This is a genomic window from Rhizobium sp. P2_G2, from assembly GCF_056403555.1.
On record NZ_JBFUFF010000015.1, the window covers coordinates 36,950 to 59,927 of the forward strand.

Here is a 22,978-nt window from a genome sequence, read left to right on the forward strand (position 1 = left end):
TTGAGACGGCCGTTCGGGGCACCTTACCTCTCCCCTTGTGGGGGAGGATAGCAAGCCCGCGCGAGACGAAGTCGAGTGCTTGGGCGCGCTTGGTGAGGGGTGAATGCAAGGGCACGACAGACAAAAGCATCATCGGAGCCACGTCATGGCCCTGATCAACCTCCCCGACTTCGCCCCCGACCTCCTCTCGCTCTTCGGCCAATTGAAGACCGAACGCGTCGACACACCCGTCATCCAGCCGGCCGAGCCCTTCCTCGACATAGCCGGCGAAGACCTACGCCGCCGCATCTTCCTGACCCAGAGCGAGACCGGCGAGAATCTCTGCCTGCGGCCGGAATTCACCATTCCCGTTTGCCGGCGCCATATCGAATCGGCCACCGGCACGCCGAAACGCTATTCCTATCTCGGCGAAGTTTTTCGCCAGCGGCGCGACGGCAGCAATGAGTTCTATCAGGCCGGTATCGAGGATCTCGGCACACGCGACACGGCGAGCGCCGATGCGCGCGCCGTTGCCGACGCTATGACCATTCTCAGCCAACTGCTCCCAGGCAAAGCGCTGTCGGTCACCATGGGCGACCAGGCTGTGTTCGAGGCGGTGGTCGCCGCCCTTGGCCTACCTGCCGGCTGGCAGAAACGGCTGATCCACGCTTTTGGCGAGCAGGAACAGTTGGAGGCGCTGATGCTGCGCCTCGCCAAGCCTGAACAGGTCCAGGGCCTTGCTCCCGAAATCGAGGCACTGCTGGCAAGCGGCGACGACGGTGGCCTCGTCGCCTGGATCGACAACCGGATGCAGGTCACTGGCTATCTCACCAATGCCAGCCGTGCGCCAAAAGACATTGCCCGCCGTCTCAAGGAAAAACTGGCGCTGGCCGACACATCGCTCGATCCCGCCAAGCTGGATGTGCTGCGCGAATTCCTCTCACTGAATGTCAGCCTGCGCTATGCGCCGGGCGTGCTCACCGATTTTGCCAAAAGCACCGGCTTGCCGCTTGAAGGCGCGGTCAACCAATTCGATGCCCGCGTTGCCGCCTTCGCCAATGCTGGTGTGAAACTCTCCGACATCACCTGGCGCGCCGCCTTCGGCCGTCCGCTCGATTATTACACCGGTCTGGTGTTCGAGGTTGGCTTACGCGGCGACCATCGCGTGCTGGCCGGTGGCGGTCGTTTCGACCGGATGCTGACACTGTTGGGTGCGGCCGAGGAAATTCCGGCTGTCGGCTTCTCGCTCTGGCTCGATCGGATCGAAACCGCGAGAGGGGAACGCGCATGATCACCATCGCTCTGCCCTCCAAGGGCCGGATGAAAGACGATGCCTCGGCGATTTTCGAACGCGCCGGCCTGAAAATCGCCGCCGTCGGCAGTGACCGCTCCTATCGCGGTCGCGTCGAGGGCGCCGATGATATCGAGATCGCTTACCTGTCGGCGTCCGAGATCGCCCGCGAGATCGGTGCCGGCACGGTCGATTTCGGTGTCACTGGCGAGGATCTGGTGCGCGAAGACCTGGCCGAGGCGGACAAGAAGGCCGAATTCTGCGCTAGGCTCGGCTTCGGCCATGCCGATGTCGTCGTCGCCGTGCCGGAAATCTGGCTCGACGTCGACAGCATGGCCGATCTGGGCGACGTCGCTGCGGATTTCCGCGCCCGCCACGGCCGCCGCCTGGAGATCGCCACCAAATATTGGCGGCTGACACAGCAATTCTTCTCCTCCAAGCACGGCATCCAACTCTACCGCATCGTTGAAAGTCTCGGCGCCACCGAAGGCGCGCCGGCAGCCGGTCAGGCCGATATCATCGTCGACATCACCTCGACCGGCTCGACGCTCAAGGCCAACCATCTGAGAATCCTTTCGGATGGCGTCGTCCTCAAATCCGAAGCCTGCCTTGTCCGCGCCCGAAAGCCGGAGCATGAAGGCAATGCACGGATTGCCGATATCGTCGCAAAGGTCCGGGCTGCGACCTGATATCCATTCGCAATCTTGCAGGCTTCGCCCATTGGCCGTTTGACGCGTTCATGATGAGTTGATATCAACCTTTCTGTCAAAATTCTGCATCTGAAGCGATTGAGTATTTGCGGCGCCCGGCTGCCACAGTCCGAGCGTGCATGTCACACACTGAGGAGAAAGAAATGAGCTATATCGAAGGCTTCGTGGCTGCTGTTCCGGCCGCCAACAAGGAACTTTACCTCAAGCACGCAAACACCGCGCTGCCGCTGATCAGGGAATTCGGCGCCAGCCGCATGGTCGAGAACTGGGGCGACAATGTGCCCGAGGGCAAGCTCACCGATTTCCGCCGCGCGGTCAAAGCCGAGCCCGACGAAGTGATCGTCTTCTCGTGGTTTACCTATCCCAGCCGCGAGGCCCGCTTCGAAGCCAACAAGAAGATGATAGAAGATCCGCGCATGGATGCGTTCGCCGACATGCCCTTCGATGGCAAGCGCATGATCTATGGCGGCTTCGCCGTGATATCGGACGTTGGCCCCGGCGGATCGTTTGGCTATGTCGATGGCATTCTCATTTCCGTCCCGGATGACAGGAAGGATGAGTATAAGGCCTTTGCCGCGCAATCGTCCGCGCTTTTTCTCGATTATGGCGCGACCAGGTTGGTGGATGGCTGGGGCGACGACGTTCCGGATGGCAAGATCACTGACTTTGGCCGCGCAGTCCAGGCAACGACCGATGAGACCGTAGTCTTCGGCTGGGTCGAATGGCCGTCGAAAACATTACGCGACGAGGCCTGGGCCAAGCTCATGACCGATCCTCGTATGCAGGAGCTCAAGCCGCCCTTCGACGGCAAGCGCATGGTCTATGGCGGTTTTGCCAATATCCTCGACGCCTGAGAATTCATCACAACGGATGGCAGGCCCTCGGGCCTGCTTCTTCGCTCCGTCTGTCCGCATTTTCACGAAAAAATAACCGTCTCCGTTCACACTTCCCGTCGACGCGAATGGACGCGGACAGTCTCTTCCGAAACGCGATGACGCGCCTGGTGGGAGGCCGCACGCGTTCTCGCGCGGTCAGCCTCGCACCATGGTTTCCGGATTAGCTGTCGTCTGCGGAATTACGCCCGAGGCATTGTGAACGATTCGGATTTTGAACCGGATCGGAACCGGAGAGACCCATGAAAGCGCAGCTGAAGCCGAGAATTAACCTCGAAGGGCGGACCCCGCTGGAAACCGTGATCCCGCTTCCCACGCCCTTCATCGTCTTCATCGATCCGGCCAGCTCCTGTAATTTCAAATGCACGTTCTGCCCCACCGGGCACCGCCAACTGATCGCCGATACCGGCCGTTATCAGGGCGCGATGAAATACGAGACTTTTACCAAGGCGATCGACGACCTCGCCGAATTCGGCAAGCCGATCAAGGTGCTGCGCATGTATAAGGACGGCGAGCCCTTCCTCAACAAGCGTCTTGCCGACATGATCCGCTATGCCAAGAAGAGCGGCTATGTCGACTATATCGACACCACCACCAACGGCACGTTCCTGACACCGGAGCGCTTGGCGCCGGTGATCGAGGCCGGTCTCGACAAGATCAACATCTCTGTCGACGGCATGACCAAGGAAACCTACCAGGAATTCACCGGCTTCAATTTCGATTTCCCGAAGTTCATCGAAGGCGTGAAATGGCTCTATGCCAACAAGGGCGACATGGAAATCTCGCTGAAGATCCCAGGCGAACTCATTACCGAAGCCCAGCGCCAGGAATTCTTCGACACGTTCGGTGATTACTGCGACCGCATCTTCATCGAGAATTTCGCCCCCTGCTGGCCCGAATTCAACGTCGAGGAACGCTCTGGCATCAAGATCGGCGATAAGGGCATCTATCAGCAGGACCTGAAGCCAACCGATACATGCCCCTATATTTTCTACGCCATGAGCGTGAATGCCGACGGCCTGGTTTCGTCCTGTTTCCTCGATTGGGGCCGCAAGCTGATCATCGGCGACGTGCGCACGGAATCGCTGAAAGAGATCTGGAATTCCGACAAGATGAACGCGCTGCGCCTGCAGCATCTTGAAGGCCGCCGCTGCGAGAACAAGGTCTGCGGCTCCTGCGGCCAGCTCACCCACTGCCTTCCGGACAATATCGACGATCACCGCGACATGCTCTTGGAAAAATTCCGGGCCAAGGTGAAGATCAACCCGGCAGTACCTGCGCCGGGCGGGCTGAAAATCCTGCCGCAGGTCGCAGCCGAATAATGCATGTCCTGCATGTGACGGCCCATCTGGGCGGCGGGGTCGGCAAGGCCCATGCTGCGATAAGGGCCGTCATGCCGGCGGATGTGCGTCAGACCTACCTGTTGCTCGAAGAGCCGCGTGACCGGCGCTATGCCGATGAGATTGCGGCGCATGGCGGTGAGATTGTTCTCGCCCGGGATGTCGAGGATGTCACACGGCATTGTGCCGGGGCGGATATCGTCCAGTTCGAGTTCTGGAATCATCCAAAATTGTTAGAATGCCTGGCGAGGGCGGCGTTTCCGGCAATGCGCTCGGTGTTCTGGTCGCATGTGTCGGGGCTGTTCAGGCCGGTGATCGCGCCGGGATTTTTTGAGGCGGCGGACAGGTTCGTGTTCACGACACCGGCGTCGATGGTGTCGGGTGAGGGTTTGCCTGCGGAGCAGCGCGCGCGTCTTTCCAGCATCGGTAGCGGGTTTGGATTTGCGTCGGCGCCGGCTAAAAATCCGCCTCTGAAGTTTCTGGACGTGGCGCCCCCCTCTGCCCTGCCGGGCATCTCGCCCTCAATGGGGGGGATTGGTTGGGGCACGGCCCTGCCTCAAATGGGTGGCGTGTGCTTTACATCCGGTTTTTGTTCGGGGCAGGAAGCGAGCCTCTTGCCAATCTCCCCCCTTGAGGGGGAGATGCCCGGCAGGGCAGAGGGGGGTAATCAAGGCCGCAACGTTCGATATCCAATCACCTACCTCGGCACCGTCGATTTCATCAAAATGCATCCCGGCTTCTTCGACGCCATCGACGCGCTCTCCCACGATACGCAGGTCGCAATCTGGGGCAGCCACGACCCGGCAAGCGATGTCGCAGCCAAAGCCCGCTCGATGCGCCATCCCGAGCGCATCCATTTCATGGGAGGGACCGCCGACCCTCAAACCGCCCTCTCGCAGTCCCGCATCTTCTTCTATCCTCTGCAGCCAGATCACTACGGGACGGCAGAGAACGCCTTGATTGAGGCGATGTCGCTCGGCCTTGTTCCGGTCGTGCTCGCCAACCCGGCCGAAAAGGCGATCGTCGAGCACGGCGTCGCCGGCTTCATTGCCGCGTCGGTCGATGAATGTCAGATCATCATCGATCGGCTTTTGGATGCACCGGAAGAAGTCGAAGCAATCGGCCGGAATGCCGGAAAGACGGCACGGGAACGATACAGCCCCGAACACTCGGTCAACGCTTTCGTCTCACTTTGGTCATCGCTATTGGCCGAACCGAAACATCACCACGATTTTGCTTCCGTTACCGGCCGCACGCCGCTCGAATGGTACTGCGCAACGCAATTCCTGCCCGGCGAGCAAGTCAAGCTCGACAAAAAAACCGACAAGCAATCCAAGGGCACGCTTGCCCATTTCCGGTCGGCCTTCCCGGGCGATCCGTGCTGGGATTTGGCCGGCCGCGCTTGAACTTACTGTCCGAACAAGCCGGCCAAAAACGCGGCGCCCAGTGCCGCTCCCTTGCTGTCGATCGTATGGCCTATGCCAGGCAGGATATGCATTTCCACCGGCACGCCGAGCGCCTGCAGCGACGCGGTCGCTGCCGGTGTCTCACCGACCGGAATCACCGCATCCGCATCGCCATGCACCAGCAGCACCCGAATATCCCGCGAAGGCTTCAAAGGCAGCGGTGAAGCGAGGCGGCCGGAATAGCCGACGACGCCGGCGACAGGCCAGCGCCCGGAAGCGATGGCGTCGAGCGACATGATCGTGCCCTGCGAAAAACCGACAAAGGCAACCCTGTCGAGACGATCGGCAAAACCATGCTCATCGAGCACCTGCTCGATCGTCCCGTCGAAGGAAGCGCGCGCCTCGACGATCCGCCCAGGACGATTTTCTTCGGTCACGCCGGCGACGCTGAACCATTGATAGCCATTGCCGAAACTCGACCGATGCGGCGCATCCGGCGCTGCAAAAGCCGTGGTCGGCAGCCTGGACTGCCAAACCGACGCCAGTTGGCTGATGTCGGCGCCGTTCGAGCCGACACCGTGCAGCAGGATCACCAGGCTGTCAGGGGCAGTGGTCGTCATCGATCAATTTCCTCTCGGCATAGGCGCGATACCATGCCGGCATACGCGGAAACCAGTCCGAGAGAAACAACCGATCGTCGAACGGACTGTTCAGGCCGCCGCCTGGGCGCCGCAGATAATGCCGATCGGCACGAGGAAATTGCGGATCACTTTATAGAACTGTTGCGCGTCCCTGGCACCGGCGATGTGCCGGTCGATCATCAGCACATTGCCGTGCAGGCCGCGGCGCATGTCGGGCGCGCGCTCGCCGAGGAATTGCGGCCGGAAGAGCTGCGCATGCTGGCCGCCCTCCCATTGCTGGAGCGCGGCGAAATAGCCGTTGCCGCGCCGGTTGAAGGCCGGCTGGTCGGTCTCGAACATGCAGTCGAACATGGTCGCGCGGACGAAGTTCTCGTGCGATCCGGTCCAGTGGGCGCCCATTTCGGCGAACACGGAATATTGCACCTCGGCAATGCCGCCCGTCACGCCCAGACCGGCATGGAGCGGAAAACCGCCGCTGCGGATCGGCTCGGCCGGTGCGCTATAGGGCTTGGTGTCGATGATCGACAGCGGCCGGGCGCAGAAGACGAATTTCTCGCCCATCAGCACGGCGCGTGCCGTCCATTCCCATTGCGCCAGAGCGTGTTCGCGACCCGAAGCGGCGATCGTCTGGGCGATGCTTTCGGCAAGCTCGCGCGACAGCAGCCCATGATAGAGACCGAACGGCACTTTCGGCACGTGGCCGGCGCCTTCCCAGAGGTAAAAGCTCTTGAGCTGGTCAGTCTTGTTGAATTCCATGATGTCGTATTTGGTCGGGATTGCTACGGACGGGCTTTTGCCCGGCTCGGCGGAAGGCGAAATCTGCAGTGCATTCCAGCCGACGGCGTCGAGCGCACCGAGCTTGCCCTTGGCGTAGTCGGCTACCATCAGCGCTTCGGGCTCGATGATATCGTCGGGCTTCACCAAAGTCAGCCAGCGGCCACGTGCTTCGGCGACGGCGCGGTTCCAGAGCGCCATGGTCGGAAGGGATTGATCGCTAAGGGTCACGACCCGTACGCGCGGATCAAGGGCCGCAAGGGCTGCGAGGTCCTCGCGAACGGCCACGTCGTCGGACTGCGGCAAGACGACGATTTCGAGATCGATATTGGGCTTGGCCGCGATCGCCTCGATCAGCGTGGTGGGGCGCGTCTCATGCGCCTCGACGGGAATGAGGATGGACAGGGCTGCCATGTCGACGTTCGCGCTCCGCAAATAGGACAGGGCAGTCACACGGCACCAGTCGCTCGTAAACCGGAAGGCGGTCCGGTTTGCGAGCACCGGCTGGGCAATCGAGGCCCTGATCACGTGCAACTGCCCACGTGAGGCTTCTAAAACGCTTCCCTTGAGCGAGGCTTAGCAGTTTGAAATGGTTGGAACTAAAAGCAGACGTCCTGGTCGATCGGGCTGAGCGGCCTGACGCCGGAGAGCAGAGCCCGGGCTTCTTCGGCATCCCGGTTCATTTGCACGACGAGCGGGTCGAGTCCGTCAAACTTCATTTCCGGCCTCAGAAAGCCGAACAAGGAGACGGAGCAGACCTGGCCATAGAGATCGCCGGAAAAATCGAAGAGCACGGTCTCCAGCAGGGCAGAGCCGTTATCGGTCACGGTCGGCCGATAACCGAAACTCGCCACCCCATCATGAAGCGCGCCGTCGGGGGTGCGAAAACGAACGGCATAGATGCCAGGGCGCAATTGCGTCTCCGGCGGCAGTGCCATATTCGCGGTTGGGAAGCCCAGCGTGCGGCCGAGCTTCGCACCATGGATCACTTCCGCCTGCACCGTGTAACGATAGCCAAGCAGGCCGGCGGCCTCAGAGACGTCACCTTCGGCGATCCGCTCTCGGATATGGGTCGAAGAGACGACGTAGGTATTTTCGTCGCGAAAGGCGTCGAGAAGCTGGACGCCGAACCCGTGCCGGCCGCCGGCTGCAAGCAGGAAGGCTGGGCCGCCCTCGCGCCCCTTGCCGAAATGAAAATCGAAGCCGGTGACGACTTCCCTGACGCCGATCCAGTCGATCAGGATCGATTGGATGAATTCCTCCGCCGAGCGGCTGGCAAAGCTCCAGTCGAAGGGATATTCGAGCACCGCATTGAAGCCCATATGTTCGAGAATACGCGCCTTGAGTGGCGCAGGCGTCAGGCGGAAGACGGGCTTTTCGGGATTGAAGACGGTGCGCGGATGCGGCTCGAAGGTCAGCACCAGCGACGGAAGGCTTTTTTCCTGGGCGATCTCCAGCGCCCGGCCCAGCACCGCCTGATGGCCACGATGCACGCCGTCGAAATTGCCGATGGCGAGCACGCCGCCGCGCAGGTTTTCCGGCAGTTCGCCGCGTTGTTCGTTGCGATGAAAAACCGTCATTGCGCCATCACTCCGGATTCACGCAAGCCGCGGCATCCACCAGCGGGGATGCGCCTGATGGCGTTCGAGAAAGGCATTGAGCTCAGCTTCATCGGTGGTGTCGCCGTCCATATAGTCTCGGGCATGAATGCCGGCCGATATATAAAGGAGTTCGAGGCCCTCGGAAATTGCGCCGCGCACATCGGTGGGCATGCCGTCGCCGATTGCCAGAACACGAGCGTGGTCCAAGGGGCCGTGGCATTCTTCGGCGACGGCCAGCGCTGCGGAATAGATCGGCTTATGCGGCTTGCCGGCGATAAGGGTATCGCCGCCCAGTTCCTCGTAGAGCTGTGCAAGGGCGCCGGCGCATGGGATCAGCCGATGCCCGCGCTCGACGACCAGATCGGGATTGGCGCAGATCATCGCGAGATCGCGAGCCGCGAGCCGCGCAAGCAGTTCACGATACATTTCGGGCGTTTCGCTCTCATCGTCGACGAAGCCGGCGCAGACGACGATCTCGGCCTCATCTTCGCCCGTGAGCGTCACACCGAGACCGTCGAGCAGCGGGTGATCCCTACCGGCGCCGATGAAGTAGATGTTCTTCGGGCCCTCCGAGATCAGCCCGCGCGTCACGTCGCCAGAGGTGACGATCCGATCGTAAGCGTCCGGCAGCACGCCGAGCCCTTCGATCTGGCGCATGACGCCGGGATGCGGGCGCGGCGAATTGGTGATCAGCACCACGGTCAGGCCGTTGTCGCGCGCTGCCTTCAGCGCCACCGAGGCGTCAGCAAAGGCGCTCACGCCATTGTGCAGCACCCCCCAGACATCGCAAAGGATGACATCGTAATGTTTCACGATGTCGTTCAAGGATTGGATGCGCTCCGCCATTCATTGCTCCGGGACTTGCCTGCGCCCCAAATTGCAAAATGGCAGAGCAATGACAAGGCTTAAATGCAGTGCAGCGAGAAAAGCGGCGCCAAAATGCCGGGCCTTGCACGTATGCTTGGGCAGCTTCCCGCGTCGTGAGCATCTTGGTCGCAGCCCGCCATCGGTTGGCGCCCGTCCAAATTGACAGATTTGCCGCCGAATGGTAGGTTTGTATTACAAACTACGGGATTTCCGATGGAAAATCATAAGAACCTGAGTGATCCGATAACGCTGCGGCTGCCGCGTGACGTCCTGGCGGAAATCGAGGAGATTGCCGGCCTCTGCAGTCGCAGCCGCAGTTGGGTGATGGTGCGGGCGATGAAGGCCTATCTCGCATCGGAGGGCAAGGATATCCGTAACATCCAGGCCGCAAAAGCAGAAATCGCCGCAGGCCGGCATCACGATCTCGATGATGTGTTGAGTGACGTGGATGCCATTATTAAGGGCGAGGCCGCTTGAGGAAGCTCCGCCTCTCAGATCACGCGCGCGAATTCATTTTATTCGAAACCAAGTATCTTAAGAAATATAGCCAATCCGCGGCCGCGCGATTTCGCCATGAGCGCGCGATTTCGCCATGAGATCGATAAGGGTTTTCGCAATCTTCTGTCTTATCCGCAATTGGGTCGGCCGGACGACGCTTGTCCTGTCGACGGAGTCAGGCGTTTTGTCATTGCGGACTATGTAATCCACTACGCCGCTGCGACTGATGCTGTCGATATCCTCTATATCAGGCATGTCCGGCAGGATGAGCCTTGGATCGAGATTGAAGACGATCAGGACTTCGAACTTTAGGATCGCATGCTTCTCAGCAGATCCTGCCGCCGCATCAGTGCGGGGAGTCGCGATGGCGCGAGGCGATAGCAGCCTCATCGCCGTTCACCATTTGAAAAAATTTTCGGGACAAATTCTTGACTCTCTTCGGGCCTAAGCCTAAATGCCCTGCCGTTAGCACTCCCCCGAGGCGAGTGCTAACAGTCCTTTCATCCGGGTCGCACCCGGCAATGTCATTTGATCGAGGAAACAGACAATGGCAAGCATCAATTTCCGTCCGCTTCATGACCGCGTCGTTGTGCGCCGGGTCGAATCCGAAGAAAAGACCAAGGGCGGCATCATCATCCCCGACACCGCCAAGGAAAAGCCGCAGGAAGGCGAAGTCATCGCCGTCGGCGCCGGCGCCCGTGACGACAAGGGTGCGCTCGTCGCTCTCGATGTCAAGGCAGGCGATCGCGTCCTGTTCGGCAAGTGGTCGGGCACCGAAGTCAAGCTCAATGGCGAAGACCTTCTGATCATGAAGGAATCCGACATCATGGGCATTATCGGCTGATTGCCTTCCCTTCAATCCATGACAACCAATGGGCATGAGCCCGGGAGTTTTGTAAAATGGCTGCAAAAGAAATCAAGTTTGGCCGCACCGCCCGCGAAAAGCTGCTGCGTGGCGTCGATATTCTCGCCGATGCGGTGAAGGTCACCCTTGGCCCCAAGGGCCGCAACGTCATCATCGACAAGTCCTTCGGCGCACCGCGCATCACCAAGGACGGTGTTTCGGTCGCCAAGGAAATCGAACTTGACGACAAGTTCGAGAACATGGGCGCCCAGATGGTCCGCGAAGTTGCTTCGAAGACCAACGACATCGCTGGCGACGGCACCACGACTGCAACCGTTCTGGCCGCCTCGATCGTTCGCGAAGGCGCCAAGGCCGTTGCCGCCGGCATGAACCCGATGGACCTGAAGCGCGGCATCGATCTCGCCGTGTCTGAAGTCGTCAAGGACCTCGCTGCCAAGGCGAAGAAGATCTCGACTTCGGAAGAAGTCGCTCAGGTCGGCACCATTTCCGCCAACGGCGACAAGCAGGTCGGTCTCGACATTGCTGAAGCCATGCAGAAGGTCGGCAATGAAGGCGTCATCACGGTCGAAGAAGCCAAGACCGCCGAAACCGAACTCGAAGTCGTCGAAGGCATGCAGTTCGATCGCGGCTACCTCAGCCCCTATTTCGTGACCAACGCCGAGAAGATGGTTGCCGATCTCGACGACGTCTATGTGCTCCTGCACGAAAAGAAGCTCTCGAACCTCCAGGCCATGCTGCCGGTGCTCGAAGCTGTCGTCCAGACCTCGCGTCCGCTGCTGATCATTGCTGAAGACGTCGAAGGCGAAGCTCTTGCCACGCTCGTCGTCAACAAGCTGCGTGGCGGCCTCAAGATCGCTGCCGTCAAGGCTCCGGGCTTCGGCGACCGCCGCAAGGCCATGCTCGAAGACATCGCCATCCTGACGGGCGGCACGGTGATCTCCGAAGACCTCGGCATCAAGCTCGAAAATGTCACGCTCGACATGCTCGGCCGCGCCAAGAAGGTGTCGATCTCCAAGGAAAACACCACGATCGTCGACGGCTCGGGGCAGAAGTCCGACATCGAAGGCCGCGTCACCCAGATCAAGGCCCAGATCGAAGAAACCACCTCCGACTACGACCGCGAGAAGCTGCAGGAACGTCTTGCCAAGCTCGCCGGCGGCGTTGCCGTGATCCGCGTTGGCGGCTCGACGGAAGTCGAAGTCAAGGAAAAGAAGGACCGCATCGACGACGCGCTCAACGCGACCCGCGCGGCTGTCCAGGAAGGCATCGTGGCTGGCGGCGGCGTCGCTCTGCTGCGCTCTTCCACGAAGATCTCCGCCAAGGGCGAGAATGACGACCAGGAAGCCGGCATCAACATCGTTCGCCGCGCGCTCCAGTCGCTGGTTCGCCAGATCGCTGAAAATGCAGGTGACGAAGCTTCGATCGTTGTCGGCAAGATCCTCGACAAGAACGAAGAGAACTTCGGCTACAACGCTCAGACGTCCGAATATGGCGACATGATCGCCATGGGCATCGTCGACCCGGTCAAGGTTGTGCGCACCGCGCTGCAGAACGCTGCTTCTGTCGCTTCGCTGCTGATCACCACCGAAGCCATGATTGCCGAACTGCCGAAGAAGGACTCTGCTCCGGCCGGCATGCCGGGCGGCATGGGCGGCATGGACATGATGTGATAAGGCACCAGCCTTATCACGATCATCGTCCATAAAGCCGCCCATCAACCAAAGATGCTTCATGCCGCAAAGCGGCATGAAGAGGCGGCATGGACATGATGTGATGAGGCACCAGCCTTATCACGATCATCGTCTCGGTTCGGACGCAAGGGTTTCATGCCGCTAAGGCGGCATGAACGATGGACGTGAGCTTGCTGTTTACAGCGAGAAGATGGTCATTGCCCCTCGTTCGTAGCTCCTTACGGATAAATCCGTATATTTACCGATAGGGCGCCAGCAATGGCGCCCTTTCTGCTATGTCAAGGTTGAACTATTTGCGCGGTTTTTGCGAAGCGCAAATTCACGCAAAAGATAGAATCCCGTTCGCACTCGAGATTCAGGAATTTTAACTTCGACATACAGCGCTGTCTGTTGTCGATTCATTTGCATGCCGGCGACGTCTATCTTGCGAAGTTAATAGGATCTTACCTGCTTTTTCTTACAAAGAATAAATCTAAATAATATTGAAGCAGGTGAATCACCGTCAGGAAACTGCCTCGCACTACTACAGCTTACGATGGATCTACACTCAGAAGAAATTTGAATAGCCCGGTATGACTCGAATTTCTATTGCCGTTCATCGAAAAGCTCTTATAAAGATGGGTCACGATTCGGGGGTGGACGAAGTCGGGGTCCGCGAAACGCCGTTTGCACGCATTTGGATTGATGGCACGTACGGGTCGGTCAGCGCCGGGTTTTGGCCGAAGCGATTGATCTGTGGAATGTGAGGGGATAGCTGAATTGCTGCGAACGCTCGGGCACGAGACCGGATTGGACAGGTTTTCGCCGAACAATAATAAACGGCCGGCGACGGCATAAAAGCTCTAGACAGGTCATTGAAGTGTTTAGGATATCAAAATCGAAAGCGCCTTTGACAGCCAGTTCCGGACCGATGCCGATCGCACTTTCGGATAGTTTTGAGATATCGAAATTTTGCGCCTCGGAAAACTGGACCGGCGACCTGTCCAACGGACTGTTCCAGATCGGCAAAGTGAGCAGCTATTTCCATGGATTGGACGAGGGGGAGTGCGGTCTTTTGACGCTGCTGCGCTGCTACGAGCCGAATGACCGGGTCAGCATTCTCGAACTGCTCGAAAACGCGTCGTCCACGCCGTCCTCGTTCTGTTTTTCGACTTATATCATCGGCGGTCCCGGCGAGCGCCAGCCGCTGATGTGCGTCGGCGAATCCACCGGCTTCATCGACAGCGCCCATGGCAGCATGCAGGGCGTGTTCGTTTTCCCGCGCATGGTCACCGACATTATCGGCACCCACTGACACCCGCGAGGGCCGGCGACGTCTGCCGCCAGCCGGTTCCTGACCGCTTAGTTGCGAGCGGGGATGTTGATGGCCTTCTTGCTCGCCGGGCGGGCTTGGCAGCGATCGACATAGGCGAGCACTTTCGGAAAGCGATTGATGCCGACCAGTTCGCCAGCTTCGTAAAAACCGTTGATGGTCCGGAGCCAGGGCCAGAGCGCGATATCGGCAATCGTATACTCTTCACCCATAATGTAACTGCGCTCCGCAAGCCGGCCTTCGATGACGCCGAGCAGGCGGGCGGCTTCGTCGAGATAACGCTGGCGCGGCCGCTTGTCCTCAAACTCCCTGCCGGCGAATTTCACGAAGAAGCCGACCTGACCGAACATCGGGCCGACGCCGCCCATCTGGAACATCACCCACTGCAGCGTCTCATAGCGGCCGGCTGCATCGGCGGGAATGAACTTGCCGGTCTTTTCCGCCAGATAGAAGAGGATAGCGCCGGATTCGAACAGCGCCAGCGGTTTGCCGTCCGGACCGTTGGGATCGATCATCGCCGGGATCTTGTTGTTGGGATTGAGCGACATGAATTCCGGGGTCAACTGGTCGTTCTTGCCGAAATCCACCAGATGCGGTTCATAGGCAAGGCCGGTCTCCTCCAGCATGGCCGAAACCTTGATGCCGTTGGGAGTGGGCAGCGAATAGAGCTGGATGACATCGGGGTTGTTTGCTGGCCAGCGTTTGGTGATYGGAAAGGCGGAAAGATCGGCCATCTGGGGGCAGTCCTTATGAAATGATGGGGAAGATGGAGATGTAAGACGCCCGCTAAATAGGTTCGGTCCATATAGGCCGCAAGGCGGAAACAGGTTGCACGGTTCGGAAAGAAGTCATTGTTCACTATTGATGGACAATATGTGAACCATCGGCAATCTTTCGAAGACGGTAGGATGCAGTATATTTCAACCATTCAACCGAACGGGAGTTCTGAAATGTCCAAGTCCATCGTCGTCCTCGTCGCCCGCGTGCTGCTGGCGCTCATGTTCATCGCTTCCGGCTTCGGCAAGCTCACCGATCCCGGCATGACTGCCGGCATGATCCAGGGTGCTGGCCTGCCTGCTGCCACAGCTCTTGCCTATCTTGCCGGTGTCTTCGAACTCGTCTCCGGCCTTGCCGTGCTCGTCGGTTTCCAGACCCGCATTGCCGCCGGCCTGCTGGCGCTTTTCTGCTTGTTCACCGCCTTCGTCTTCCATAGCGGCGCCATCAATATTCCCGGTTTCTCGCCGGAGGCCAATGGCCTGCTGACCGTCTTCAACGGCCTGATGATGTGGAAGAACATCACGCTCGCCGGCGGCTATGCCCTGCTTGCCTCGGTCGGCGCCGGTGAAATCTCCGTCGACGCCCGTCTCGGTCAAGCCGGCCAGCCGGTCGCCGCTTAATTCTGGTCACGGCAGCGTATGCAAAGCCCATCGGCGCAAACCGATGGGCTTTGCCTATATCGGCTTCACATTGCAGATGCCGGCGACAGCCGCGGGATCACGAGGATGCACGGTCGCGATCCCAAAACTCAGCAGATCGCGGCGCCCATAAAGATCGGCGATCCCCTCGGCGATCTCGCGGATGGTGACCGGCTTGCCGGAACAGATATTGGCGACGCCGGTCTGGTCGGTCTCCGCCAGCGTGGCGACCAACCGGCCGGCCTCGGCGACATCGAGGAAATCGCGGATCTTGTCTCCGGCGGAGAGCGACATCGGCTCGCCCGATGACAGCTTGCTATGCAGCGTCGGGAAAAGCCGTGCCGGATGCTCGCCTTCGCCATAGAGATAAAAGAGCCGGGCCCAGGCGAAATCCGTGCCTGTCCCCGCGAAACGCTTTTCCAACATGCGATAGAGTGCCAGCTTGGCGGCGGCATAGAGCGTAATCGGACCAAGCTCGGACGTTTCGGTGATCTCGGCATTCGGCAGCCGATATTCGAAACAGGTACCGATGCCGATGAATTTCCGCACGCCGGCGCGAAGTGCCGCCTCGGCAATCGCCAGGGAGCCGATCGCGCAGTCGATATTGCGCGGCGAATCGAGATATTTGCCGGGCTCCACATACCAAGCCGCATGGATCACCGTGTCTATGCCCGTAAGAGCCTCTGTCCACCAGTCCGCCCCCTCGGCAAACAGATCGGCGGTCTCGACGACCTCCGCTACGCCATCCGGCAGGCCGCTGCGGGCAAATCCGCTCGGCCTGAGCACCAGCCTTAACCGGTGGTCGCGTTCGAGCAACGCCTTGGCGATCTGGCAGCCGACGAAACCGGAGGCGCCTGTGAGAAGGATATCGCTCATCTCGATCTCTTGAAGCGTTCCCGATCGCCGCTGAATAGCAGCACGCTCTAGCCACGGGCAAGCGTCGGCGCGCTAATCGTTCGTAGCTGCACGGAGAGATTCGGAGACCGATGGCGGAAATCGTAGACGAGCGCGTAGAAAGCGACGGTCGCCATATGGCCCGGCGCTTCGCCGCCGTGCCGGATATTCCGCGATCGACGGCACTGCTTAGCCAGATCGTCGGGGCCACGCCAGCCATTGCCGAAACCAGATCGGAAAAGCCGCTCGCGCTCTACGGCGCCGGCAATCTCGGCCGCATGGCCCGTGATTTCCTCCAGGCTGTCTGGCTGGATTTCGACTTCGTCGTCGATCGCAATGCCGAAGCGCTGCGCCAAAACCCCGACTGGCAGGGCATGACGCTTTATCACCCCGATGAGGTGCCGGCGACGCTGAAGCAGAGCCATCTGCTGCTAGTCTCAGTGGTGCTGGCGCCCTATGTGCCGATCGAGGCCGATCTGGCGGCGCGCGGTTTCGCGCATGTCATGCCGTTCTACGATTTTGCCGAGAATTTCCGTCACATCCATCCGCTCTCCAACGGCTGGTTCGCCGGCAGCCTCGACGCGACCGACCGCGCCATGACCGCCAAAGTGACCGAGGGCTGGGGAGACGACATTTCTCGCGCCCATCACCTGGCTTTTCTTGCCTGGCGGCGGCTCCGGCAGGAATGGACATTCGAAACCGCACCCGTCACTGTCAATGACCGCTTCTTCATTCCCGAAATTCTCGCGACGCTCCACTCGCACGAAGTGCTTTTGGATGGCGGCGCGCATTTCGGCAGTGTCATCCATAAATTCGATCAGCTGACGAATGGCAGTTGGGATCGGATTGTCGCTGTCGAGCCCGACAGCGCCAACCGCAATACTCTCTTCGCCTTTGTCGCAGAGACATGGCCGAAGGCCGGCAAGCGGCCGGAAGTGCTCGATGTTGCGCTCGGTGCGTCTGCTGGAACGGCGCTCTTCCACGAAGGGCTTGGCTATGCGTCGCAGGTTTCCGCCACCGGCACGACTGAAATCGAGGTTCAGCCGATCGATGCACTCGACATCGCGCCGAGCTTCATAAAACTGCATCTTGAAGGTTTTGAGCTCGAAGCGCTGAAGGGCGCAAGCCGGACGCTGCTGCGTCACCGGCCGATCGTCGTCGCCACCGTCTACCACAATGATGACGGCATCTGGCGCACGCCGCTCTGGTTGATGCGGACGCTTCCGGATTATCGGCTGTTGTTTCGTATCCATAGCTATTGCGGCACCAGCGCAGTCGTCTATGCCATTCCGGCCGAGAGGATGCGGTGATGGCTTTCGATCTCCAAACACTGTCGCATATGGCAAGCGATATTCTGGCCGCTATCCCGGCTTCTGTGCTCGCCGGCGAGCAGCCCGCCGCTCTCTATGGCATGGGTTTCCTCGGCCGCTGGATCCTCGCCGATTTGCCGGCGTCCGGTATCCGCTTCAACCGCTGTTACGATGGTAATCCCACGATGGCCGGAAAGGCGGTCGCCGGTGTCCCGGTACACGCACCGGAGGCCATTGGCACTGACAAGCCCGACCTCGTGTTCATTTCTGCCCGCCATGCCGTCTTGCCGATCTCCGCGCGATTGGCTGCCCTCGGCATCCCCCATGTCTCCTGCGATGCCTTCTATGTGGCGCGCGACTTCACCGCCTTCGCTGCGATCCACGACGAGATGCTTGCGGACGAGCATTCCCGAACCGTGCTGCGGGCTGTCATGGCCACTATGCTGACCGGCGACCGCCGCCATGTCATGGAGGTCTTCGAAAAGGACCAGTATTTCGCCCTACCGCCATTCTGCGGCATCGAGAAGGAGATCTATGTCGATGCCGGCGCCTATGTCGGCGACAGCCTCGAACGCTTCATCTGGACGCATTACGGCGTCTTCAAGCGGGCGGTCGCCTTCGAACCAGGTGCACGGCAATTCCGCTCCCTGGAAACGCGTGCAGCGCGCCTGCGCAGCGAATGGGCACTGGACGACCACCAGATCGCGCTCGTCCCCGCCGCTCTCGGCGAGGCGAGCGAAACCGCACGCGCCGAAAGCCAGAGCGGCCAGATGACCAGCCTTGCGCTCGATGCCCATGGCGGCGAAGAATTCCGTATCGAAAGCCTGGACGCCTTCCTTGCCGGCGAACCCGTCACTTTCTTGAAAGCCGATGTCGAGGGCATGGAAATGCCGCTGTTGCGCGGTGCGGCCGAAACCATCCGCAAACACCGCCCCAAACTCGCCATTTGCGTCTACCACTACCCATCGGATATTCCGGTGATCAGCCATTATCTGAAATCGCTCGTTCCGGGCTACCGCTTCGCGCTGCGGCATCATTCGCCGCAGTTCATGGAAACGGTGCTTTATGCCTGGATCGAGGACTGAAAGGAGAAAACCGTGGATCCCGTCGAACATTTTCGCCAGCTCGTTGCCGACAATATCAGGAAGATTGGTGAGGACCGCGATTTCATCGGCCTTTCCAATGTCTGGGTGCGTGAATCGATCCGTCACGGCTATGCGCAGAATTTCACCTGGCTCGGCCGCCCGGTCATCCAGGTGCCGCAGGACCTCTACGCCATCCAGGAGCTTATCTGGTCCTGCCGTCCCGACCTGATCATCGAGACCGGCATCGCCCATGGCGGCTCACTGGTCACCAGTGCCTCGATACTGGCGCTGCTCGACTATTGCGATGCCGTCACCGCGGGCACGGTGCTTGACCCCAAAGCCAGCCGCCGCAAGGTCGTCGGCGTCGATATCGACATCCGCGCCCATAACCGCAGTGCCATCGATGCCCACCCGATGCGTCATAAGATCCACCTGATCGAGGGCTCCTCCGTGGCGCCGGACGTCATGGATCAGATCGCCGCCCATGCCAAGGGCTATAGCCGTATCATGGTATTTCTCGACTCCAACCACACTCACGAGCATGTGCTGCAGGAACTGGAGCTCTACGCACCCTATGTCAGCAAGGGCTCCTATTGCGTCGTCTGGGACACAGGCGTCGAAGACCTGCCGGAAGGCTTTACCGCCGACCGTCCCTGGGGCAAGGGCGACAATCCGAAGACGGCCGTCTGGGAATATATGAAGCGCCTGTCCAACGAGGGCCGCACTGGTCGCGATGGCGAAAAGCTGATCTACGAAATCGACCATAAGATCGAGCACAAGATCACCATCACGGCCTCGCCGGACGGTTTCCTCAGGCGACTTTGAGCCGACAATCGTACCGAAAATTCGTCGCGCCCGTCGGATACCGGCGGGCGCTGCTGTTTTCTGCTCCAAGCGACTCGGCTATCATCGTTTCCGGCTCGACCCAAGCCTCCCCCCTCCATCGGGAAAGTATCGATCATGCGGGGTCTTTTGATCATCGAACCTACTGTTCGGGCATCCGGCATAAGGAGGGGTTGCGGTCATGGCTCGCAATAGGAGGTCACGATGAAACTTTCCCAACCCGTCCATAGATTGAAACGCAAGGCGAAGCTTGCGTCCCGTCAGGAGAAAATTCCGCTGCATCAGGCGCTCGATGCTGTCGCTGCGGAAGAGGGGTTCGCCAATTGGAGCCTGCTGGCAAACAAGCTGTCGCGCCGCACGATCGCCGAGCGGGTTTATGCCGGCCTCGCGCCGGGCGATCTTCTGCTGGTCGGCGCGCGGCCGGGCCACGGCAAGACCTTGCTGAGCCTTGGACTCGCGGTCGAGGCGATGAAGGCCGGAAACCGCAGCTATTTCTTCTCGCTGGAATATACCGAGCGGGATATTACCGGCCGGTTCCAAGCTATCGGTGCCGATAGAGTGTCATTTCAGGATCAGTTCGAATTCGACAGTTCGGATGCCATCAGTGCGAGCTACATCATTCGTCGGCTGGCTTCGGCAGAACGCGGCACCCTCGTTGTCGTCGATTACCTGCAACTCCTCGACCAGCGACGCGAAAATCCCGCTCTGATGGAGCAGGTGCGCACGCTTCAGGTTTTCGCGCGCGAGAGGAGGCTGATTATCGTCTTCGTCGCGCAGATCGACCGTTCTTATGACCCGATCGCGAAACCTTGCCCTGACCTCAGCAATGTTCGGCTTCCAAACCCGTTGGATTTGACGCTATTCAACAAGACGTGCTTCATGAACGACTGTGAGGTCGAGTTCCGGGCTGCGGCGTGATGGCGTGGCTTCGCGAGCGGGATTTGCCCCTCACCCTAACCCTCTCCCCGTAAACGGGGCGAGGGAATCCACTCCCAGCATGCCGCACCCGAAATGCCCACCAACGTCTGAGAGGGAACGAAAGCGGCGCCGCGTATCCCTTCTCCCCGTTTTACGGGGAGAAGATGCCGGCAGGCAGATGAGGGGCGGTMCGCGACGCCGCCCCTGACTGTGCCTACTCCGCCGCCACCAGCGGCGCCGGCGGCAGGATCGCGCGGTTGAGCACGTCGATCGTATCCCCCGGCAGCTGCGAAAGGTCTACCGCGGTGCGGTTGCCGCAGCCGGCGCAGAGTTTTATGTCGCCGCAGCGGCCGTTGAGGTGCTTGCGACGGATTTCATAAAGCGCCACGGAATCGACGACTTCCAGCAGCGAATTGCCCATATGGCTCTTCGTCGGCGGCAATTCCTCGGTGAGATGACCGACCGTCAGACCGCTGAACACATCCGAGCAGCAGGCCGATACCTTGCCGCTATGCATGACATAGAGCAGGTAGAAGGGGATTTCACAAGGCGCGGCCATGCCGTCCTTGCCATCCAGCATGCCCTTGCCGACATCGACCAGCGGCTGCTGCTTCAGATGGACGAAGTCTGAGTTCCGCGCGGCTTCGGCAAAGGTGTTGAACACCGAATCCGAATCCGCCTGCGAAATGCCATAGGAATTGTCTTCCTCGGCCTGGAAATATTTGATGTAGAGGCTGGTCTGACGCCGCTCCTCGATGATCGGGATGACAGCCAGCAGATTGGCGAGCACGCGCTCGGCATAGTCGCCGACTTTGACGGTATTGTATTTCTCGCGGTCGAGCGTATCGACGCTGATATGGATCTCGTCCAGCCCGGCATCCATCAGCTCATTGGCCTTCTTGGCGTCGAGCAGGATACCGTTGGTGATGATGCGCGTCGTCTTGGCAAAGCCTTCGCGCTTGATACGGGCGATCATCGCCGGCAGCTTCTTGTTGAGCAGCGGTTCGCCATTGCCATGAAACTGGATCATCGAAAGCGGCCCGCGCGCGGCGGTATAGATCTTGAGGTCATCGACCAGCTTTTGCCAGGTCTCGTCACGCATCAGGCCGGCATGCTCGCGGAATTTCGGTGCGCGGCCGGAATGGGCGTCGCAGAATGTGCATTTGAGATTGCAGGACGAGGCTGCTTCGACAACGAGCGTGAGGATTTTCCGTGCCTGCAGCGAGGCCGTCAGGTTTTTCGCCCGGATCGCCATATAGTTCGGGTCTTTGGCTTGCTGGAAGGTCAGCATGGTCCGGCTACCTCGATTTCGAATCAGTCAGCATGTCGGTCATCAAGCCTAGACCCACTTTGCCAACAAACCTTTTAGATGAATGTTTCATTATGCGCGTTTCCGCTCCGGCAGGGCGGACGCATCGGCGTCGATCACAAGATCGGCTAGGTTGGCCAGCGCCGACGAGACGAGCTGGTAGTAAGCCAGGCAGGTCGGCGCAAATTCAGAATCGGCCGCGACGTAGAGCTTGCCGTCATCGACGCCGGAGAACGGGATCACTTTCTTCTCCGGCGAGAAACTCGGCCGGAAATGCTTGAGATAGCGTCCGCCGCGCCATTTGCCGAAGGCGCCGCGATAGCGCGCGACGACGATGTCATAGTCCTCGCGGTTGGTGATCCCACAGCATTGCCCCTCGCAGGAATGGGCGAAATTCTCCTCGAAGCCGGAAAACTGCGTCCCGTGCCGCTTGGCGAACCAGTGATGCACCATGCCGATGCTGGCGGCGATGCCGAAGCGGCTCTTGAACGGAAAATCGGCAAAGCAGGCCATCTGGTCGACCGGCTTGTCGAGCTCCTTGTCGAACAGTTCCTGCTTGCGCTCCTGCTCTTTCAGGTCCTTCAGCGCCGCCGAATTGGACAGCGGACTGACGCCGAGCACAGACAGCGGCCGGCTGATCTGCACGAAGCGCTTGCCGTTCATGATGATCTTGAACACGCTCTCATAGTCAACGACGGGAAATTCGAAGAACCGGCCGCCATAACGCGCCGTGATCCGATCGATCAGCACCCGTGAGGCAGCGCCGTGATAGATCGAGAAGCCGCACATCAGGATTTGCTTCGCATCCTTCCAGCGGAAGGCGCGGTCTGCCAGCAGTTCACGCGGCACGTCGCGGATCTTATCGTCGAGGATGATGAAATGGCCCGAGGGCGGCGTGTCGCCATCCGGCCAGGTATAGAACAGCTTGCTCCAGTCGATTGCCTCGACGCCCGGCCGCGCGGCCTCGATGCGGGCGATCATGCCGGCGATTTCCGGATCGGCATAGTCGTCGTCGCCGATGAAGGTCACCCAGCGCCCCGTCGTCGCTTCCATCGCCGTCTGCCAGTTGTCCAGCATCGAGCGCGCGATGTCGCCGGAGGGGACGTAGCGGACCCGCGGATCGGCGAGATAGGGTTTTATGAAGGCGTCCATGATCGACGGATCGTCGGAATTGTCGACGAATATGAATTCGACATCGGCCCTGAGCGATGCGGTGAGTGCTACGATCGTCTGCTGGAAATAGGATTGCCGGTTGCGCGACGGCACGCAGATGGACAGGATTGGGACGTCAGACAGCATGATCGGGCTCCGTTGACGGAACCGTAGCGGCAAAGGC

Annotated in this window: 23 protein-coding genes; 15 read left to right on the forward strand and 8 right to left on the reverse strand. The window is 60.1% G+C overall.

The window, feature by feature from the left end; genetic code table 11:
* Nucleotides 1-145 precede the first annotated feature (145 nt).
* The 5 genes from AC1D06_RS14070 (at nucleotide 146) to AC1D06_RS14090 (ending at nucleotide 5,619) form a co-directional block, all read left to right on the forward strand.
* Nucleotides 146-1,270, forward strand: a complete 1,125-nt coding sequence (locus AC1D06_RS14070; protein WP_477986689.1) for an ATP phosphoribosyltransferase regulatory subunit — start codon at nucleotides 146-148, stop codon at nucleotides 1,268-1,270.
* Nucleotides 1,267-1,959, forward strand: a complete 693-nt coding sequence (gene hisG, locus AC1D06_RS14075) for an ATP phosphoribosyltransferase (RefSeq protein ID WP_477881260.1) — start codon at nucleotides 1,267-1,269, stop codon at nucleotides 1,957-1,959. The genes AC1D06_RS14070 and hisG overlap by 4 nt, the downstream gene beginning before the upstream one ends.
* 164 nt (nucleotides 1,960-2,123) lie before the next feature.
* Entirely contained in the window at nucleotides 2,124-2,834 is a 711-nt protein-coding gene (locus AC1D06_RS14080; RefSeq protein WP_477986690.1) for a DUF1428 domain-containing protein, read from the forward strand.
* 281 nt (nucleotides 2,835-3,115) lie between these two features.
* Nucleotides 3,116-4,195, forward strand: a complete 1,080-nt coding sequence (locus AC1D06_RS14085) for a radical SAM/SPASM domain-containing protein (protein WP_477881256.1) — start codon at nucleotides 3,116-3,118, stop codon at nucleotides 4,193-4,195.
* Nucleotides 4,195-5,619 carry a glycosyltransferase gene (locus AC1D06_RS14090; protein ID WP_477881255.1) on the forward strand — a complete coding sequence of 475 codons (1,425 nt, stop codon included), beginning with the start codon at nucleotides 4,195-4,197 and terminating at the stop codon, nucleotides 5,617-5,619. The genes AC1D06_RS14085 and AC1D06_RS14090 overlap by 1 nt, the downstream gene beginning before the upstream one ends.
* A gap of 2 nt (nucleotides 5,620-5,621) precedes the next feature.
* On the opposite strand, the gene AC1D06_RS14095 is transcribed toward AC1D06_RS14090, so the two are convergent.
* The 4 genes from AC1D06_RS14095 to AC1D06_RS14110 all read right to left on the reverse strand — a co-directional run bounded on the left by AC1D06_RS14095 (nucleotide 5,622) and on the right by AC1D06_RS14110 (nucleotide 9,481).
* Nucleotides 5,622-6,239, reverse strand: a complete 618-nt coding sequence (locus AC1D06_RS14095) for an alpha/beta hydrolase (RefSeq protein ID WP_477881254.1) — start codon at nucleotides 6,237-6,239, stop codon at nucleotides 5,622-5,624.
* Nucleotides 6,240-6,329: 90 nt separating this feature from the next.
* Nucleotides 6,330-7,448: a glycosyltransferase gene (locus AC1D06_RS14100; RefSeq protein WP_477986691.1), complete on the reverse strand. Its 1,119-nt coding sequence runs from the start codon at nucleotides 7,446-7,448 to the stop codon at nucleotides 6,330-6,332.
* A gap of 185 nt (nucleotides 7,449-7,633) precedes the next feature.
* On the reverse strand, nucleotides 7,634-8,614 hold the full coding sequence (locus AC1D06_RS14105; RefSeq protein ID WP_477881251.1) for a bifunctional riboflavin kinase/FAD synthetase: 981 nt from the start codon (nucleotides 8,612-8,614) through the stop codon (nucleotides 7,634-7,636).
* 18 nt (nucleotides 8,615-8,632) lie between these two features.
* On the reverse strand, nucleotides 8,633-9,481 hold the full coding sequence (locus AC1D06_RS14110; RefSeq protein ID WP_477881250.1) for a TIGR01459 family HAD-type hydrolase: 849 nt from the start codon (nucleotides 9,479-9,481) through the stop codon (nucleotides 8,633-8,635).
* A 234-nt stretch (nucleotides 9,482-9,715) separates the two neighbouring features.
* Between AC1D06_RS14110 and AC1D06_RS14115 the strand changes: the two genes are divergently transcribed.
* From AC1D06_RS14115 to AC1D06_RS14135, 5 genes are all read left to right on the forward strand, one after another.
* Nucleotides 9,716-9,979: a CopG family ribbon-helix-helix protein gene (locus tag AC1D06_RS14115; RefSeq protein WP_477881248.1), complete on the forward strand. Its 264-nt coding sequence runs from the start codon at nucleotides 9,716-9,718 to the stop codon at nucleotides 9,977-9,979.
* Between the two features lie 96 nt (nucleotides 9,980-10,075).
* Nucleotides 10,076-10,312 carry a type II toxin-antitoxin system RelE/ParE family toxin gene (locus AC1D06_RS14120; protein WP_477881246.1) on the forward strand — a complete coding sequence of 79 codons (237 nt, stop codon included), beginning with the start codon at nucleotides 10,076-10,078 and terminating at the stop codon, nucleotides 10,310-10,312.
* 235 nt (nucleotides 10,313-10,547) lie between these two features.
* Nucleotides 10,548-10,844, forward strand: a complete 297-nt coding sequence (gene groES, locus AC1D06_RS14125) for a co-chaperone GroES (RefSeq protein WP_477986692.1) — start codon at nucleotides 10,548-10,550, stop codon at nucleotides 10,842-10,844.
* 56 nt (nucleotides 10,845-10,900) lie between these two features.
* Nucleotides 10,901-12,535, forward strand: coding sequence for a chaperonin GroEL (gene groL / locus AC1D06_RS14130; RefSeq protein WP_477986693.1), 1,635 nt, complete (start codon nucleotides 10,901-10,903; stop codon nucleotides 12,533-12,535).
* Nucleotides 12,536-13,445: 910 nt separating this feature from the next.
* Nucleotides 13,446-13,850 (forward strand): hypothetical protein, encoded by a 405-nt coding sequence (locus AC1D06_RS14135; protein WP_477881242.1) that lies wholly within the window; start codon nucleotides 13,446-13,448, stop codon nucleotides 13,848-13,850.
* A gap of 47 nt (nucleotides 13,851-13,897) precedes the next feature.
* Here AC1D06_RS14135 and AC1D06_RS14140 read toward each other — a convergent pair whose 3' ends face one another.
* Nucleotides 13,898-14,602, reverse strand: coding sequence for a glutathione S-transferase C-terminal domain-containing protein (locus AC1D06_RS14140; protein ID WP_477881240.1), 705 nt, complete (start codon nucleotides 14,600-14,602; stop codon nucleotides 13,898-13,900).
* Nucleotides 14,603-14,818: 216 nt separating this feature from the next.
* Between AC1D06_RS14140 and AC1D06_RS14145 the strand changes: the two genes are divergently transcribed.
* Nucleotides 14,819-15,265 (forward strand): DoxX family protein, encoded by a 447-nt coding sequence (locus AC1D06_RS14145; protein ID WP_477881238.1) that lies wholly within the window; start codon nucleotides 14,819-14,821, stop codon nucleotides 15,263-15,265.
* A 54-nt stretch (nucleotides 15,266-15,319) separates the two neighbouring features.
* Here the strand turns inward: AC1D06_RS14145 and AC1D06_RS14150 are convergent, their stop codons facing one another.
* Nucleotides 15,320-16,159 carry an NAD-dependent epimerase/dehydratase family protein gene (locus AC1D06_RS14150; RefSeq protein ID WP_477986694.1) on the reverse strand — a complete coding sequence of 280 codons (840 nt, stop codon included), beginning with the start codon at nucleotides 16,157-16,159 and terminating at the stop codon, nucleotides 15,320-15,322.
* Between the two features lie 110 nt (nucleotides 16,160-16,269).
* Between AC1D06_RS14150 and AC1D06_RS14155 the strand changes: the two genes are divergently transcribed.
* The 4 genes from AC1D06_RS14155 to AC1D06_RS14170 all read left to right on the forward strand — a co-directional run bounded on the left by AC1D06_RS14155 (nucleotide 16,270) and on the right by AC1D06_RS14170 (nucleotide 20,333).
* Complete coding sequence (locus tag AC1D06_RS14155) at nucleotides 16,270-17,487, forward strand: FkbM family methyltransferase (protein WP_477881235.1); 1,218 nt, start codon at nucleotides 16,270-16,272, stop codon at nucleotides 17,485-17,487.
* On the forward strand, nucleotides 17,487-18,572 hold the full coding sequence (locus tag AC1D06_RS14160) for an FkbM family methyltransferase (RefSeq protein WP_477881233.1): 1,086 nt from the start codon (nucleotides 17,487-17,489) through the stop codon (nucleotides 18,570-18,572). Before AC1D06_RS14155 ends, AC1D06_RS14160 begins: the two co-directional genes overlap by 1 nt.
* 12 nt (nucleotides 18,573-18,584) lie before the next feature.
* On the forward strand, nucleotides 18,585-19,397 hold the full coding sequence (locus tag AC1D06_RS14165; RefSeq protein ID WP_477881232.1) for a cephalosporin hydroxylase family protein: 813 nt from the start codon (nucleotides 18,585-18,587) through the stop codon (nucleotides 19,395-19,397).
* A 222-nt stretch (nucleotides 19,398-19,619) separates the two neighbouring features.
* Nucleotides 19,620-20,333 (forward strand): DNA helicase, encoded by a 714-nt coding sequence (locus AC1D06_RS14170; RefSeq protein ID WP_477881230.1) that lies wholly within the window; start codon nucleotides 19,620-19,622, stop codon nucleotides 20,331-20,333.
* Between the two features lie 214 nt (nucleotides 20,334-20,547).
* On the opposite strand, the gene AC1D06_RS14175 is transcribed toward AC1D06_RS14170, so the two are convergent.
* Both AC1D06_RS14175 and AC1D06_RS14180 read right to left on the reverse strand, forming a co-directional pair.
* Nucleotides 20,548-21,624: a radical SAM protein gene (locus tag AC1D06_RS14175; protein ID WP_477881900.1), complete on the reverse strand. Its 1,077-nt coding sequence runs from the start codon at nucleotides 21,622-21,624 to the stop codon at nucleotides 20,548-20,550.
* Nucleotides 21,625-21,714: 90 nt separating this feature from the next.
* Nucleotides 21,715-22,941, reverse strand: a complete 1,227-nt coding sequence (locus AC1D06_RS14180; RefSeq protein ID WP_477986696.1) for a glycosyltransferase family 2 protein — start codon at nucleotides 22,939-22,941, stop codon at nucleotides 21,715-21,717.
* Nucleotides 22,942-22,978: the final 37 nt, after the last annotated feature.